Below are 15,032 nucleotides of genomic sequence, written 5' to 3'. Positions count from 1 at the left end.
GAACTGTGCAAATCATGGACCTGTAAGTACGTGGTGACCAATGAGCCGGCTGAAAGGTTTCCGCAAACGTTAGTTTCATGAATGTCCTACGTAGAGGTTGCTTCGTTCCTCGCAATGACGATAGCGGAGAGATTTATTCCCCCTCAAACTTCAACCCAATCTGCTCTCTTGCAATATCCAGCATACCAATCATCTGTCGCGACATTTCATGGGTGATAATATCACTTTCAGTTTTACCCTGCCTCATCAATTCACAAAAGTGTTCAATCTCGTAATTAAGGCCTCCGGCGGTAAAAGGTTCATCAAGTTCAACTGTCCGGCCATCAAGATAACTGATAGTGGCCCGGGACGGATTCCACCAGTTTTTGTGGATGGTAACATGGCCGATGGTTCCGCAGATCAGGGCATCACCTTTGCCATGAAGATCGAAGCCGGTATATAATTGCGCATAGCCGTTTTCGTGCCTGGTTTGAAACATGGTAAACATATCAATCCCAGTCGAACCAAAACGCCCCATGGTTTGCACTTCCTGCGTATTGCCAAGAAAGTCGACCGCTAAAAAAGCTTCATAAGGGCCTATACCCATAATAGCACCGCCAACAAGGTCATGACGGTAGTTTGGATGATCGGGCGGGCAGTCGGCAACTGCAGAACCCGCACGCACGTAGCCAACCGGACCTATCGGGTCAGTAATAAGGTACTCTTTTAAGTGCCGGTACAAAGGAAAGAAGGGTGGCTTCATACCCTCCATAAATAACATCCCGGTTAATTTGGCAGCAGCTAAAATCCTGTCCAACGATTGCAGGTTAACAGCAGCAGGCTTTTCGCAAAGCACGGCTTTACCGGCGTTAAAGGCCAATATACTGTAATGTTCGTGGCTATCAGGCAGGGTGGCTATATAAACCGCATCAATATCGCTGGCAAGCAATTCTTCAACCGTTTGGCAGGGATAGCCGCCGTACAGATTTACAAACTCGTTAATAGATTCTGACCGACGCGACCATAATGACACCAATTCGGCACCAGGCAATGCCTTAAGCCCCTGTACAAAGCGGTGTGCTATACGTCCGCAACCTATGATGCCCCATTTTATCATATTAGTATGGAGTCTTAAGTCGGTAGTCTCGAGCCGTAAGTGACTTTAGACTACCGACTCAGGACTATCGACTAACTATTGATATTGTATATAAACCGGGTGCGGCTTGTAAATCTTTAATATCTCCTCTGGCGTTAGCATGTGATGGGGCGGCTGCCACGAGTCGTTTTTATAAAACAATTTGAAGCCTGTAAACTGTACCGGGTCATGATAAATATAATCGCGGTAAGTGCCTGTCTTTAAATCGGGCGGGCCGAAACCGTCCATATCCATAACGAACTGAATTTCGGGGTGAAGCTTTATATTTTGATAATTGGTCAGCATTTTACGGGTAAAACGGTGCACAATAAAAATTTTGGGTGGCAGGTTATATTTTTTTACCTCGTTGGCTAAGTAACCCGAAACATAGTTGACATCGGCTGCATCGTAAGAGCCTATTTTTTTGCCGGGATGGATGCCATCATGCATGGAAAATTCGGGGTCGATACCGCAATGTACGTTAGGCATTCGCCAGTATTTTTCCAACTTGGGCAGTTCCGCTTGGATCTTGCTCAACGCTACCTGTATATCCAGGAAAAGTATGGCATGGGCTCTTTTAGCCAGTCGCACTGCACTATCTATTTTCTTTTCAGGCATTCGGTTGATATACATGTTGTCCTTACCGGGAAAACCGGCGGCCACCACAGCTATGTAATGCAGCGCTGGTTGCACAGGTGTTTGCGGATCGGCTTTTTCCCAATGCTTTACTTCTCCATGCAGTTTGGCCAGCATTTCGTCTGGCGGCAGTTCACCCAGGATACCCATTTTTTTGGCGGACAGGTTACCATAATAGGCTATAACGCGCTTAAAGGGTAAAATAGCACCAGGCAAAGGGTAAGGCGCATTTTTTACCGGCCATTTCCCTGTAGTATCGCCGTTAGCCAGTTTTTTCATCAATGAGTCGTAAAGTTTTTTGTCTATCGGGGGATAAACTACCGGGGCGGCAACTGTGTCTTCCTTTGCAACAGCAGCGGCAGTTTTTTTGGTAGTGTCCTTAGCGGCGGGCTTATCTTTACCGGCCGGCTGGTTGCAGTTGGTAAGCAACATTGACGAAAACAGCACAAATCCAACAGACAGAATAACATTCTTCAACTTCATTTTAACAAATTTTTTTGATTGTAGCAGGGGGGCTGCAAAGTAACACCTTTTTTGCTGCGAATATGGTTATTTTTATTAACATATTAACGGTGAAAGTGAATGGAGAGTAGTGAGTTGTGAATAGCTATGAGCCCACAATAGCGATGCTGCGAACTGCTCACCATTCTCTAATCACCATTCACTATTTCGCCTTAAAAAATTTACCAAACACGCCAAGCGGCAACTTTACTCCCGAGGTTGCTTGCAAATAAAGCTCACCGGTTTCAAGGTTTTGCACCTGCGGATAAGCGCCTTTTACCAGGTTTTCGATAATTACCGATGAAAAACCAAGCGAATAAGTATTCAATATCAGGAAATGTTCTTCGGGATCAAGCAGTTGGATTACATCGGCCATCATTTCATTGATGTTATCTTCCAGCTTCCATTTTTCACCATTCGGGCCGTGGCCGTAGGCGGGCGGATCGAGGATGATGCCGTTGTATTTTTTGCCCCGTTTTAGTTCACGTTTTACAAACTTTAAAGCGTCTTCAACTACCCAACGAATATTGGTTAACCCCGATAGCTCCTGGTTTTCGTTGGCCCAGGTCACCACCTGTTTTATGGAGTCGACGTGTGTTGTGTCTGCGCCCGCAGCCTGGGCAATAAGTGATGCGCCGCCAGTATAGGCAAACAGGTTAAGAACTTTGGGTTCCGGTGTTTTAAATTTTTTTATGTTTTGGGTGATGTAGTCCCAGTTAACGGCTTGTTCAGGGAAGATACCCAGGTGTTTAAACGAAGTTAATGCCAGCCTGAATTTGATGGCGGCTTCGGGGTTTTTATATTCAACGTGCCAGCGGTCGGGTGTGGCGGGGTTCTTCTTTACCCATTCACCAGATGTTGCCGAACGCCCTTTAAATTTAATATGGTGCAGGCGCTGCCATTCGGCATTGCTTAAAACCTTGCTCCAAACTGCCTGCGGCTCAGGTCTGATCAATATTACATTGCCAAAACGCTCCAGCTTTTCAAAATCACCGCAGTCTATCAGTTCGTAATCTTTCCAGTGGGTTGGGGTGAGTAGCTGTATCATTTATTTAGTCTTGAGTCCGAAGTCTTAAGTCAAAAGTCGTGTATTTGCATTAAAACGGATGCAAATATAAACTATATCTTAAGATTTTGACTTTGGACTAACGACTCCGGACTTTTGACGTATCAAAGCTTATCCTTCGCCGCCTGCATAAACTTGCTGGCGAAAACAAATTCGTTCAGTTCTTTATTGTCGGTTTTGGCAATTTCGTGGTTAGTGCCTTCCCACCATTTCTGACCATTATGCAGGAACACAACATGATCGCCAATGCCCATTACCGAGTTCATATCGTGGGTAACGATAACGGTAGTTATTTTATACTCCTCGGTGAGCTCATTTATCAGTTCATCAATCAGGATGGAAGTTTTAGGGTCGAGGCCGGAGTTGGGTTCATCAACAAATAGATATTTAGGCTGCATGGAGATAGCACGGGCTATTCCCACCCGCTTTTTCATGCCACCAGATAGTTCAGATGGATATAATTTATTTTTCCCTTCGAGATTTACCCTTTGCAGGCAAAAATTGGCACGGTCAAGCTTTTCAGCCTGGGACTGCTGCGTGAATAGATTGAGCGGGAACATGATGTTTTCTTCAACCGTCATGCTGTCAAACAGCGCCGAATTTTGGAAAAGCATCCCTATTTCTGTACGAATAGGCACACGTTGCGTAAAATCCATCTCGGTAAAATTCTGATCGTCAAAAAAAACATCGCCTTTGGTTGGGGCGTGCAGGCCTACAATACATTTCAGCAACGTGGTTTTACCCGAACCCGAGCCGCCAATAATGAGATTATTTTTACCAGGCAAAAATTTAGCGCTTATGCCTTTTAATACTTCATTATCGCCGAAAGTTTTATGAATATCCTTTACCTCGATCATAGCATTAAACGTGTTATAACCAGGTCGGCAAATAAAATCATTACACAGCTGTATACTACGCCCTTTGTAGCAGATTGGCCCACTTCCAGCGCTCCGCCCGATGTATAAAACCCCTGGTAAGCACAGATAGACGCTATGATAAAACCAAAAACCGCTGCTTTAACCAGTGCCACCCTAACAGTAAGACCATTAAAATCGCCCTGTACACCAGCAATATAATCTGATGGGCTAACATCGCCCGATAATACACATGCAAGCCAACCGCCAGTAATACCCAAAGTTATAGATGCAATAACTAACAGCGGCACCATGGTTATCCCGGCAATAATTTTGGGGGCAATGAGGTAACCGGGGGCGTTAACACCCATAATTTCAAGCGCATCAATTTGTTCGGTAACACGCATGGTGCCAATTTGCGATGCAATGCTTGACCCTACGCGGCCCGCCAATACCAATGATGAGATAGTTGGGCTAAATTCAAGAATGGTTGAGTCGCGGGCAATACTGCCGGCAATACTGCGCGGCACTAAAGGGCTTGATAACTGAAAAGCTACCTGGATAGTGGTAGCGGCACCAATAAACAATGATATAATGCTGATTATACCCAGCGACCCAATGCCGACTGAAACCATTTCGCGCATCACTTCGGCCCAATAAACTTTAAATTTTTCGGGTTTGCGGAAACTTAACTGTAGTAAAAGTATATATCGTCCTAAGCTGGTAAACATTTAATAATTAAAAATCCGGCTAAAAATACGTTTTTAAGCTGTAAAATGTATTAAACATTAAACCCTAAATAATATTATGTGCCTGCTGTGATAAATCTGTTGTTTCAGATTGATAAATGCAATTTTGATACGGATTGTTTTAGACTATATTAAGTAATTAAAATAATGTGAAAGACCGTCTTTGCTACCGGGCTAATTTGTGCGCCGATGCGTATCGTTTCGCGACGGATATGACTTTGAAGAGTTTGCCCCGGCCCCTGTAGGTAAACCATTAATTTAAATCAGGTTTATAGAATTTGGCATCCTCCGCATATCCGAACTAAAATTTTACAAATGCCGTTTTTAGTATTCGTATATTTGCGCGGAATTATTTTTAGATGAAGCGAATCCACAACACCCTAAGGCATTTAATACTATCGATAATTGATTTTTTTTACAAGCCGTTTAAAAAAATTCTCCCCTTACAAACTTTCAGGTATGCTGCTGCTGGTGGGGCCAATACCGTTTTTGATATCGTTATGTTTTCGCTGGGCTACAACTTGATCTTCAAAAAAGAAAATTTTCATTTCGGCCACTTTACCCTAACCCCATATATTGCCTCGCTTATATTTGCTTTCTGCTTTAGCCAGCCAACGGGCTTTTATTTAAACCGCTATGTAGTATTCCAGGATTCCGGACTTAAAAAACGAGAGCAATTAACCCGGTATCTTATCGTCGTTTTTTTCTGTATTCTTTTTAACTACTTGCTATTAAAGCTTTTTGTCGGGTATTTTGGCTGGTACCCTACCCCATCGAAGATCTTGGCCACCTTGTTGGTTATTATATTCAGCTACAGCAGCCAGACGTATTTCTTTTTTAAGACAAAGGAAAAAGCATAGTTTTCCTTTGTCCAAAATTTCCTGTTGAATACAAGTTTAGTGAACATTTTGAGAACAGTTAAGCGCGTTATCAATGCAACCTTTTTTTATTATTTTTCGTCTTCGTTAGTAAATACTCCTGCTGGCTGACGTTGGCCGGGTAATTATCTGTGGGTATGAAGCAATTTCTTTTTATTGGCTGGTCGCTTTTTTCGTTGTTTTTTGTTTGCGGTGCAGACGCGCAAAAATTGAGTCGCCCAAAAAACGGTAGTTTATTTACCGCCAGGCAACTGCAGGAAGACTACGGTATTTTGGTAAATACGTTGCGTGAAGCCTACCCCAGCACCCACCGTTATAATACCAAAGCCGAACTGGATAAATTTTTCGCGGCCAGCCGAAAAAAATTACAGTCCCCGATGACAGAAAGGCAATTTTATCCTATTGTCGCTTTTACTGCTGCAAAAATGAAGGACGAGCATATTATCCCTACCCCTTCTGTTACTTATTATAACGAAGTATATAAAAAAAACACCCGGTTTTTACCTTTTAGTTGTAAGTTGATTAATCGTAGGATGTACGTTTTGAAAAGCGCCGTTGCTGTGTTGAAAGCCGGGGATGAGATAATCACAATCGACGGAATCAAAACACAAAATATAATCCAAAAACTTATCGGGTATATACATCGCGATGGCTACATTTCTACATTTTTATACCGGCACCTGGAAGATTATTCGCCCACTCAAAATGAAAATCTTTTCGACCTGGACTATTCGTTTTTTTACGATTTAAAGCAAAAAATCACTTTTAAAATCAGGAAACCCGATGGAAGTATTATTAAGTCAATAAGCAGATCTTTGAATTATAAAGAGTACTCTGAATTTTATTGGAAAAGAAACACGCATGAACAACCGTTAACGTTCAAATTTTTAAACAAAGACATCGCCTATCTAAATATAAGTTCTTTTCATGCTGAGTACCGCGAATCGTTTAAACAGGATTTTGACAAATTGTTCGAGAAAATTTTCAACCGGCTTGATAGCAGCAAAACCCAGAATTTGGTACTTGATTTACGCCGTTGCGAGGGCGGGGATAATTCCTATTTATTGCTACTATCCTATTTAATGAACAAACCTTTCCGTGTATTTGATTACGTCGAGGTAGCCTACCACGGGCTACCCATAACGGCAAGGTATTTTGAAAATACAGAAAACGCCTTTTTTATCGACTCGCTTTTATATCGAACGGCTTCAGGCAAATATCGTTTGAAGCCTCAATATGAATCAACAATAGCAGGGTATACCAACATAAATCCAAAATCCAATAATTTTAAGGGAAATCTTTATGTATTAACCAGCGGGGCAACAGGTTCGGCCGCCGCTATATTGTCAGCCATTACCAGGAATAGCAGGCGTGGAATTTTTATAGGTGAAGAAACAGGCGGCGCCATGGAGGGCCCAACCTCTCTTAACATTCCAATTTTAGTCCTCCCTAATTCTAAAATCAGGGTCGAGATACCATTAATCAGGTTACAATTGGCTGTAAAATATAAAAAGGGGCGCGGCGTTATCCCTGAGTATACCGTAGAAACTTCGGTAAATGATTTAATTAATAGTACCGATCCCCAGTTATCGTTTACGCTAAAATTGATTGAGCAAAAAGATAAAGCTTTTTAATCCGATTACATTATGATTTACCCTCATTACGCCACCATTGGGTGTATGGAATTTACATCGCCATAAAACATTAAATGCACTTCCAGGTTTACCACTGATTTTTTCACCGCCTTTTTTCCGCGTTTTACCGAAAATCTGTCATTGTTTACCAAATGCTGTAAGCGGCTGCGTGCTGTATATTTTACATTTGAGGTATCAATTAAAACATTAAGATTTTTAGATATTATTGTTTGATAGTATTAACCATCTTCAAACAGAAACAAAAAATCATGAAAAACGCACTCATCACAGCATCAACAAAGGGAATGGGCCGAGCTACAGCAATAGCTTTTGCAAAACAGGGCATCAGCCTTGCCATTTGCGCACGCACAAGTGCCGACCTCGATGCTTTTAAAGATGAATTAGCAGTTATAAACCCAGCCATTAAAATATTCACCGCGGTTGTTGATGTTAGTATTAAACAACAACTGCTTGATTTTGCTGCCGCCGCCGAAAAAGAACTTGGCTCTATCAGCATACTGGTTAATAACGCAGGCATGTACGAGCATTCAAGCATATTGGATGATGCCGACGGTACGCTGCAAAAACATATTGATACAAACCTGGCTCCTGCTTATGAGCTATACCGCTATTTTGGAAAGAAAATGATGGCGGCAAAAGAAGGGCACATATTTACTATCTGCTCGGTAGCATCGTTAAACCCTATTGCTGAGGCTGGTACCTATAGTGTAACAAAATATGCGCTGTTAGGTCTTAACAAAATAATGCGCACCGAAATGCAGCAATACGGGGTAAAAGTAACCGCCATAATACCAGGCTCAACTTTAACCGACTCGTGGAAAGGCATGGAGGTTGACAAAGATAAAATGGTGCTGCCCGAAGATGTGGCATTGGCAATTGTAAATATTTACAACATGAGCGCAGGCGCAAATGTGGACGAAATAATAATAAAACCGGCTTACGGTCAAATATAAAAATCAACTCTAAAAACAATATACAATGAACAAAAAACTATATCGAAACGAATACCAACGAGTGTTAGGTGGTGTTTGTTCAGGCCTGGCAGAATATTTTGAAATGGATGTTACCATTGTGCGCCTGCTGTTTGCCTTTACATTTTTTATACTGGGCGTTGGCCTCGGTACTTATATTATTTTGTGGATAGTGCTTCCCCGCAAAGGATTTACTTATAATAACGTTAACAACCCCGTGGTTGATTACCGGGTGCCCCCACAACAACACGCCGGCGATTTTAATACCCCGCCGCCCACCCCTCCTTACGGCGGTAACCCGTTTGCAGGCAGTGCGCCGGGCGGCAATCCATTTGGCGGTAACCCATGGAACGACAACCCGTTTGGCGGCAACCCAACAAGCGTTGTGCCACCCAAGCAAAAATCGCATGCGGGCATTATCATAGGTGCAGTGCTGATAATAATTGGTGCAGCAATATTGGTTGACAACTACGATCTGTTCCCTGATATTGACTTTGAAACCTACTGGCCGGTAATATTGGTTATAATAGGCGGCGGACTTATCATATCAGGCCAAAAAACCGAAATGTGGCACAAAAAGGACTGGAGCGAGGCTGAGAAAGCAGCGCCTGCAACCGAAGAGCCATCAATACCAACAGATAACGACCCAACAGTTTAAACCTAACGGCCGGTATTAACCGGACCAACTAAAATAGAATTAAAATGAGAAACGATAAAATAATCCCGGGTATAATCCTGGTTGCAATTGGAGCAGCTATACTGCTTGCCAATTTTGGGTACCTGCACTTCTATTGGTACAACATTTTTCGCCTGTGGCCAATATTTTTGGTTATTGCGGGTGTAAACCTGGTACTTGCCAATAATAAAACCGTATGGGCCGGCGCATTAAAAATTGCCGTAATAGTAATAGGTATTGGGTTTTTGTTTTTTGGTAATACCGGCGATAATTATGGTTTTTGGTCGCGCCACAATTGGCATTCATGGCACCGGAATGACAACAACAACGATAACAACGACAACGATAATAACAATGATGATAACGACAATGATGGTGACCGTACCCCGGGCAAAAATTTATTTAGCCAGCCATTTGCAAATAACGTAAGGGTTGCCAGGTTAAATATAAATGGCGGTGCAACAAGCTATTACCTTTCTGACACTACCAACCAGTTGTTTACCGCAAATACCAACGACAACAGGGACAAGTACATTTTCTCGAGCAGCGTAAGTGATTCGGTTACAGTAGTTGATTTTAAAATGAAAAACCATAACGGCTTTAATTTTAACTCGGACGATGACAACAGGGTAAACATGGCCCTGAACCCTAACCCGGTATGGATGGTAAACATTGATGCCGGCGCAGCAAAAGTTGATTTTGATTTCTCAAAATTCAAAATAAAATCGCTTGATGTGCGTGGTGGAGCTGCAGCTTTTGATATTAAACTGGGCCAACCATTAACTACTACAAATGTGGAAGTAAATACCGGCGTATCAGCAGTTGATATCAAAATCCCTGAAAATGCGGCTTGCAGCATCGAGTCGAACTCAGGTTTATCAGGCAATGATTTTGAAGGCTTCACCAAAACACACGACAATTTTTACGAAACTGCCAATTTCGCAGCAGCTAAAAACAAATTGTATATACACATTAATGGCGGCTTATCAGGCTTTAATGTGAGCAGGTATTAATATTTGTAGAAAGGTTTTAACGCTGAAAGGTTGTAATGTTGCTGAAACGTTACAACCTTTCGGCTTTTGTACCGGTTTTAGTTTAATTTTGAGTTATGGAACCTTCCAACGTTACAACATTACAACCTTCCAACGGCAATGCCTACTTCCTCGTTATCAATGGCAAACCCCAGGGGCCGTTTAGTGTTGCGCAGTTAAAGGAACACAAGATACGGCCTGGCGATTTTCTAAAAACCGCCGCTATGGACGACTACAAAGAGGCCCATGAAATTGCGGAATTGCGCGAATTGCTTGGTTTTAGAAAGCAGTCCGTTATCCCCCAATACTTCGGCAGTTTCGACCAGCGCCTGATGGCTGTGGCAATTGATTGGTTTTTTGTTTGGGGTGCCTGTATTATTATCGCCTTTATATTGGTGTTATTTGTTAATAATGCTGCCACCCGATCAGTAATAGCCCTAAGTACACTTGTTTTAGCGCCTGTGGTTAGCATAATTTACCACATTGTTATGGAGTGCTCGGCAAAACAGGCCACTTTCGGCAAACAAATCTTAAAAATTAAAGTGTGCGATATGCAGGGCGAGCGCATCAGCGCAGGCATGGCGGTAGGCCGCAACCTGGCGAGAATTTTTTCGGTGGCAACGTTCTTTGTAGGTTACGTGATAAGCTTTTTTACCAAACAGCAGCAAGCACTTCACGATATGATTGCCGGTACGCTGGTGATGAAGGATAGGTTGGTTTAATGTAGTTCATGGTTGATGGTTCATAGTTCATGGCAGCTCCAGAAAGTCGTTTGACGTTTATAATTTGTTGTTAATAGCCATTGGTGGAAATCAAATTTATTTCGGCTATGAACTATGAACTTCTTCCGGCCACATAAGTACAATACGCGTAACTCCTCTTCGGTAAACTACAGTTTAACTACATACGTGCGGGCAAGCTGGTCATGTAGGGCCTGTTTGTGTTCAGTAAAAAATATAGTTAAGAAGCCAGTATAAAGCAAGAAAACCGAAATCGCTTTGCCAAAGCTGCGTAGCAACGCATTAGCAAAAGTTAGGCCCATACCATCAATATCAACAACAACCAGCCTGCAAATTTTTTTTCCAATACTGCCTTTCATAGGTGATACTTCGCATACTGTATTATAAATAATAAGAGGGATGATAAACGCCAGTTGTATAATAAACAATACTCTTGGCGAGGCCTTTAGCGCATCTGCGGGCAGTGGTATTGCGGGTATGATACCTTTTAATACCAAAGCGTTAACTATAAAGCTTGCCAAAAAAATTAGTAAAAAATAATCAATAATCCATGCTAAAAACCGCCAGCCAAACGAGGCAATGTTATCGCCGGTGGGCAGGTATATCCCCTGTGATTCGAAATAAGGATAAAACTCGGGCAGATCACAGGCATCCTGCCAGGTATCGGCCAGGGGCGATAAAATCCTTGTATGGATATCCAGGTTCATGACTGTTAATTCATTAAACGTGTACGGGCCTTGTCGCTCTCCATCTTCTAAAATATAATATTCGTATGCCATGCTTAACTAATGCGGTTTGAAAATATAAAATAACAGCTTCTGTCGTTGATTTTACTAACGGCGGTAAAGTTAGCCGCTTTCACAACAATTAGCACAGTTTTACAGTTTTTTGTATAGGCGCCGAAAAACGGCAAACCTTGTGTCCAATAAAATGTTTAATTTTATTGGACCATGAAAAACTGAAACTCCAAACGGTAGACAATAATAGTTTGCCGGAGCCGGCCTCAATACAAAATTATGCGTAAACAGCCGATACCACCAAATGAAAAGTCGCGCTTAAGAGCGCTTCGCAACTATGCAATTTTAGATACATTAAGCGAAGCTGAGTTTGACCGGATTACCGAATTAGCATCGATTATATGCGATGTGCCCATTTCGCTGATAACGCTTATCGACGAAAATCGCCAGTGGTTTAAATCGGCTAAGGGCATTGCAGGAACGGAAACGCCCAGGGATGTAGCATTTTGCAGGTATACCATAATGGATACTGAAATTTTAGAGGTTGAAGATGCCACAAAGGATGATCGTTTTAAAGAAAATGAATTTGTTGTTAATGAGCCCGCAATCCGTTTTTATGCCGGCTACCCTTTGGTCGACCCGCAGGGTCATGCCCTGGGTTCGTTATGCGTAATTGACCAAAAGCCTAAAACTTTAACAGCGAAACAGAAAAAGGCGCTCGAATTGTTGGCTGCGGAAGCTATTTCGCTTATAGTTGAACGGAGGCAAAAAGAAGAATTGCGGAACTTTGAAAAACTTTTTACGCTATCAAATGATTTGGTTTTTGTTGGGGGCATCGATGGGTTTTTCAAAAAGATAAACCCCGCATTCACAAAATTATTTGGCTGGAGTGAAGAACATATATTAAATACTTCGAGTTTTGAGTTTTACCATCCGGACGATATTGAAAGTACTGCAAAGGAGCTGCAAAGATTAGCAGATGGCCGCAGTACCATTAACTTTTTACAGCGCTTTAAAACCAGCACCGACGAGTACAAGACCATCGAATGGACATCGACACCCGAAACTGCCAGTGGCCATATATTCGGTATAGGGCGCGATGTGTCTGACTTAATTTTGAAGGAAAAACAACTTGCCACCAGCGAGGAAAAACTAAGGATATTTTTCCAAAACTCCCTTGGCTTGATGTTTACGCACGATTTAAAGGGCAAATTTCTTTCGATAAACAATGCGGGCGCCGCAGTTTTAGGTTATACCAGGGAGGAATTGATGCAAATGACCCTCTACAATGTAAGCCTTCCTGAATTTCATACTGCAGTGGATGAATACCTTTTTAAAATCAGGGCAGAGGGATCTTCGCAAGGGCAAACTTCAACCCGCCATAAAGACGGCTCGGTGCACATTTGGATATACAACAACTTTCTTGAAAATAGTTCGGATGGGGAACCTTACGTTATTGTTAACGGGATGGACATCACCAAAAGATATAATTTAGAGAAGGACCTTAAGCGCACCACCCAAATGCTGGAACAAACCAACCAGGTTGCCCGCGTAGGCGGATGGGAATATGACGTGGCGAAGAAAAAATTATATTGGTCGAATGTTACAAAGGAAATTCATGGCCTCGATAAAGATTACGAGCCGAGCGTAGACTCAGGAATTAATTTCTATACCGATGACGAAACCCGTCACAGGATTCACAATGTTTTTAACCTCGCTATTTCGACAGGCACCCCCTGGAACGAGGAACGACAAATGACCACTGCCCATGGCGAAAAGATTTGGGTACGTTCAATTGGCAATGCCGAGTTTGAGAATGGTGTATGCAAAAGGCTTTATGGCACTTTCCAGGATATAAACGCCTATAAATTGAGCGAACTAGCCTTGAAACAATCGCTCGAAACGCAGGAGAAGCTGAACGATATAATGTTTGAGCACATTGAACTGATTGAACAGCAGGATAAAACGATTGAAAAAATACAGGAGTTTAAATTCCTTGCCGATTCTATCCCTCAAATGATATGGACGGCCAATACTGATGGCATGTTTGATTACTATAACAAGCATTGGTTTGATTTTACAGGCTTAACTTTAGACGATACCATTAAAAAAGGTTGGGAACCCGTTCTTCATCCTGAAGGCTTCAAAAAGCATATAAAGGCCTGGAACGAATCGCTTCGCACCGGCAATCCCTACCAGGTCGAAATACAATTTAAAAGGGCAACCGACGGAATTTATAAGTGGCATCTATGTCGCGCATTGCCCATGAAAGATGACCGGGGCAAAGTTATCAAATGGTTTGGCTCCTGCACCGACATTGACGAATACAAACGCGCGCTGGACCTTGAAAACCGGGTAAGCCAATTTGAAGACTTTAACCGCATAGTGGCACATAACCTGCGCGGCCCTGCGGGTAGCATTGATATGATACTGGATATGATCGGCGATTCGGAATCGGAAGATGAAAAGGCCGATTACCTAAAGATGCTAAAACAATCAAGCACCACGCTCATTAATACACTTAATGACCTGATGAAAGTACTGGAGGTACGGAACAATCAAAACCTGCCATACGACGACTGTAACCTTGATGAACTGACCGGCAATGTAAAAAAAATGCTGGCGGGGCAAATCGCTTCAAAACACGCTGTAATAAATACGGATTTCAGCGTGCCGGTGATGAAGTTCCCAAAAATGTATCTCGAGAGCATATTTTATAACATGATGAGCAACTCGTTAAAATACAGCAAGACCGATGTTGCACCCGAAATTAATATCACCTCGGCTGTCACTGATGGCCGTGTAACGCTTAAATTCACCGATAATGGCCTGGGAATTGATTTGAAACGCCATGGAGCCAAAATATTCAAGCTCAACCACACTTTTCACAGCGGATATGACAGCAAAGGCGTGGGCTTGTTTATGACTAAAACGCAGATAGAAACATTTGGCGGTAATATTAGTGTTGAAAGTGAGCCGGGAATTGGGACTACATTTACAATCGTGTTTTAAACTATGCCATACATCTGCCCAAAATGCGAGCGGGAGTTAGTAAGTGAGCACCAAAGCCACTATTGTGCTAAAGTAAGTCTCGATGATTTATTTAAGGGCAAAAGTGATGAGCTGTTGTTGCTGTTCGATAAGCTTTTGGCTGAAGTTGCCGACTGGCCCGATGTTTTGGTAGGCACCACACCCAATTGCATCACGTTTGTGCACCGGCAAACATTCTTCGTCATCCGCCCCATGCAAAAACAGCTTGATCTGAAATTTTATTCAACAAAGCCAATTGAAATGCCGCACCTGGTAAAAACCATTGCTGTTGCGGGCAGGTATCAAAACAGCATCAGGCTAAGCAGCACCAATGAATTAAGGCCACAGCTTTTTGGGTGGATAAGGGAATCGTATGAGTTGTTGTAGAATGCAA

14 protein-coding genes are annotated in these 15,032 nt (G+C 42.5%); 8 read left to right on the top strand and 6 right to left on the bottom strand.

Translation table 11 applies throughout. From position 1 onward, the window contains the following. Nucleotides 1-133: 133 nt before the first annotated feature. From Q0R52_RS28370 to Q0R52_RS28350, 5 genes are all read right to left on the bottom strand, one after another. A complete protein-coding gene (locus Q0R52_RS28370) occupies nucleotides 134-1,096 on the bottom strand; it encodes a Gfo/Idh/MocA family oxidoreductase (RefSeq protein ID WP_295801790.1) in 963 nt (320 codons plus the stop codon). 75 nt (nucleotides 1,097-1,171) lie between these two features. Beyond that, on the bottom strand, nucleotides 1,172-2,233 hold the full coding sequence (locus Q0R52_RS28365; protein WP_295801788.1) for a hypothetical protein: 1,062 nt from the start codon (nucleotides 2,231-2,233) through the stop codon (nucleotides 1,172-1,174). 181 nt (nucleotides 2,234-2,414) lie between these two features. After that, a complete protein-coding gene (locus Q0R52_RS28360) occupies nucleotides 2,415-3,299 on the bottom strand; it encodes a class I SAM-dependent methyltransferase (RefSeq protein WP_295801785.1) in 885 nt (294 codons plus the stop codon). Between the two features lie 122 nt (nucleotides 3,300-3,421). After that, complete coding sequence (locus Q0R52_RS28355; RefSeq protein ID WP_295801783.1) at nucleotides 3,422-4,174, bottom strand: ATP-binding cassette domain-containing protein; 753 nt, start codon at nucleotides 4,172-4,174, stop codon at nucleotides 3,422-3,424. Further along, a complete protein-coding gene (locus Q0R52_RS28350) occupies nucleotides 4,171-4,902 on the bottom strand; it encodes an ABC transporter permease (protein WP_252788976.1) in 732 nt (243 codons plus the stop codon). Before Q0R52_RS28350 ends, Q0R52_RS28355 begins: the two co-directional genes overlap by 4 nt. 377 nt (nucleotides 4,903-5,279) lie before the next feature. Between Q0R52_RS28350 and Q0R52_RS28345 the strand changes: the two genes are divergently transcribed. The 6 genes from Q0R52_RS28345 to Q0R52_RS28320 all read left to right on the top strand — a co-directional run bounded on the left by Q0R52_RS28345 (nucleotide 5,280) and on the right by Q0R52_RS28320 (nucleotide 10,853). Next, nucleotides 5,280-5,780, top strand: a complete 501-nt coding sequence (locus tag Q0R52_RS28345; RefSeq protein WP_295801780.1) for a GtrA family protein — start codon at nucleotides 5,280-5,282, stop codon at nucleotides 5,778-5,780. A 155-nt stretch (nucleotides 5,781-5,935) separates the two neighbouring features. After that, nucleotides 5,936-7,432 carry a S41 family peptidase gene (locus Q0R52_RS28340; RefSeq protein WP_295801779.1) on the top strand — a complete coding sequence of 499 codons (1,497 nt, stop codon included), beginning with the start codon at nucleotides 5,936-5,938 and terminating at the stop codon, nucleotides 7,430-7,432. Nucleotides 7,433-7,701: 269 nt separating this feature from the next. Next, the gene (locus tag Q0R52_RS28335) at nucleotides 7,702-8,406 is read left to right on the top strand and encodes an SDR family oxidoreductase (protein ID WP_295801777.1); all 705 of its coding nucleotides are present in this window, start codon (nucleotides 7,702-7,704) and stop codon (nucleotides 8,404-8,406) included. A gap of 25 nt (nucleotides 8,407-8,431) precedes the next feature. Then, on the top strand, nucleotides 8,432-9,082 hold the full coding sequence (locus Q0R52_RS28330; protein ID WP_295801774.1) for a PspC domain-containing protein: 651 nt from the start codon (nucleotides 8,432-8,434) through the stop codon (nucleotides 9,080-9,082). Between the two features lie 44 nt (nucleotides 9,083-9,126). Then, entirely contained in the window at nucleotides 9,127-10,113 is a 987-nt protein-coding gene (locus Q0R52_RS28325; RefSeq protein ID WP_295801772.1) for a DUF5668 domain-containing protein, read from the top strand. A 95-nt stretch (nucleotides 10,114-10,208) separates the two neighbouring features. Further along, nucleotides 10,209-10,853: an RDD family protein gene (locus Q0R52_RS28320; RefSeq protein ID WP_295801770.1), complete on the top strand. Its 645-nt coding sequence runs from the start codon at nucleotides 10,209-10,211 to the stop codon at nucleotides 10,851-10,853. A 167-nt stretch (nucleotides 10,854-11,020) separates the two neighbouring features. Here Q0R52_RS28320 and Q0R52_RS28315 read toward each other — a convergent pair whose 3' ends face one another. Further along, complete coding sequence (locus Q0R52_RS28315; RefSeq protein WP_295801768.1) at nucleotides 11,021-11,650, bottom strand: RDD family protein; 630 nt, start codon at nucleotides 11,648-11,650, stop codon at nucleotides 11,021-11,023. A gap of 237 nt (nucleotides 11,651-11,887) precedes the next feature. Here Q0R52_RS28315 and Q0R52_RS28310 point away from each other — a divergent pair, with 237 nt between their 5' ends. Both Q0R52_RS28310 and Q0R52_RS28305 read left to right on the top strand, forming a co-directional pair. After that, a complete protein-coding gene (locus Q0R52_RS28310) occupies nucleotides 11,888-14,620 on the top strand; it encodes a PAS domain S-box protein (protein WP_295801766.1) in 2,733 nt (910 codons plus the stop codon). 3 nt (nucleotides 14,621-14,623) lie between these two features. Beyond that, a complete protein-coding gene (locus Q0R52_RS28305) occupies nucleotides 14,624-15,025 on the top strand; it encodes a DUF5655 domain-containing protein (protein WP_295801764.1) in 402 nt (133 codons plus the stop codon). The last annotated feature ends 7 nt before the right edge of the window (nucleotides 15,026-15,032 follow it).

Origin of the sequence: Mucilaginibacter sp., assembly GCF_025359345.1 — a bacterium.
Lineage (GTDB): Bacteria > Bacteroidota > Bacteroidia > Sphingobacteriales > Sphingobacteriaceae > Mucilaginibacter.
The sequence above is the reverse complement of the archived record's forward strand: the minus strand, read 5'-3'. Positions and strand labels throughout refer to the sequence as shown.

What these genes read in the sequence shown, in the direction of transcription:
- Q0R52_RS28350 (WP_252788976.1), bottom strand. Translation starts at nt 4,902, where the DNA reads ATGTTTACCAGCTTAGGACGATATATACTTTTACTACAGTTAAGTTTC.
- Q0R52_RS28360 (WP_295801785.1), bottom strand. Translation starts at nt 3,299, where the DNA reads ATGATACAGCTACTCACCCCAACCCACTGGAAAGATTACGAACTGATA.
- Q0R52_RS28335 (WP_295801777.1), top strand. Translation starts at nt 7,702, where the DNA reads ATGAAAAACGCACTCATCACAGCATCAACAAAGGGAATGGGCCGAGCT.
- Q0R52_RS28330 (WP_295801774.1), top strand. Translation starts at nt 8,432, where the DNA reads ATGAACAAAAAACTATATCGAAACGAATACCAACGAGTGTTAGGTGGT.
- Q0R52_RS28310 (WP_295801766.1), top strand. Translation starts at nt 11,888, where the DNA reads ATGCGTAAACAGCCGATACCACCAAATGAAAAGTCGCGCTTAAGAGCG.
- Q0R52_RS28315 (WP_295801768.1), bottom strand. Translation starts at nt 11,650, where the DNA reads ATGGCATACGAATATTATATTTTAGAAGATGGAGAGCGACAAGGCCCG.
- Q0R52_RS28365 (WP_295801788.1), bottom strand. Translation starts at nt 2,233, where the DNA reads ATGAAGTTGAAGAATGTTATTCTGTCTGTTGGATTTGTGCTGTTTTCG.
- Q0R52_RS28305 (WP_295801764.1), top strand. Translation starts at nt 14,624, where the DNA reads ATGCCATACATCTGCCCAAAATGCGAGCGGGAGTTAGTAAGTGAGCAC.
- Q0R52_RS28370 (WP_295801790.1), bottom strand. Translation starts at nt 1,096, where the DNA reads ATGATAAAATGGGGCATCATAGGTTGCGGACGTATAGCACACCGCTTT.
- Q0R52_RS28340 (WP_295801779.1), top strand. Translation starts at nt 5,936, where the DNA reads ATGAAGCAATTTCTTTTTATTGGCTGGTCGCTTTTTTCGTTGTTTTTT.
- Q0R52_RS28325 (WP_295801772.1), top strand. Translation starts at nt 9,127, where the DNA reads ATGAGAAACGATAAAATAATCCCGGGTATAATCCTGGTTGCAATTGGA.
- Q0R52_RS28355 (WP_295801783.1), bottom strand. Translation starts at nt 4,174, where the DNA reads ATGATCGAGGTAAAGGATATTCATAAAACTTTCGGCGATAATGAAGTA.
- Q0R52_RS28320 (WP_295801770.1), top strand. Translation starts at nt 10,209, where the DNA reads ATGGAACCTTCCAACGTTACAACATTACAACCTTCCAACGGCAATGCC.
- Q0R52_RS28345 (WP_295801780.1), top strand. Translation starts at nt 5,280, where the DNA reads ATGAAGCGAATCCACAACACCCTAAGGCATTTAATACTATCGATAATT.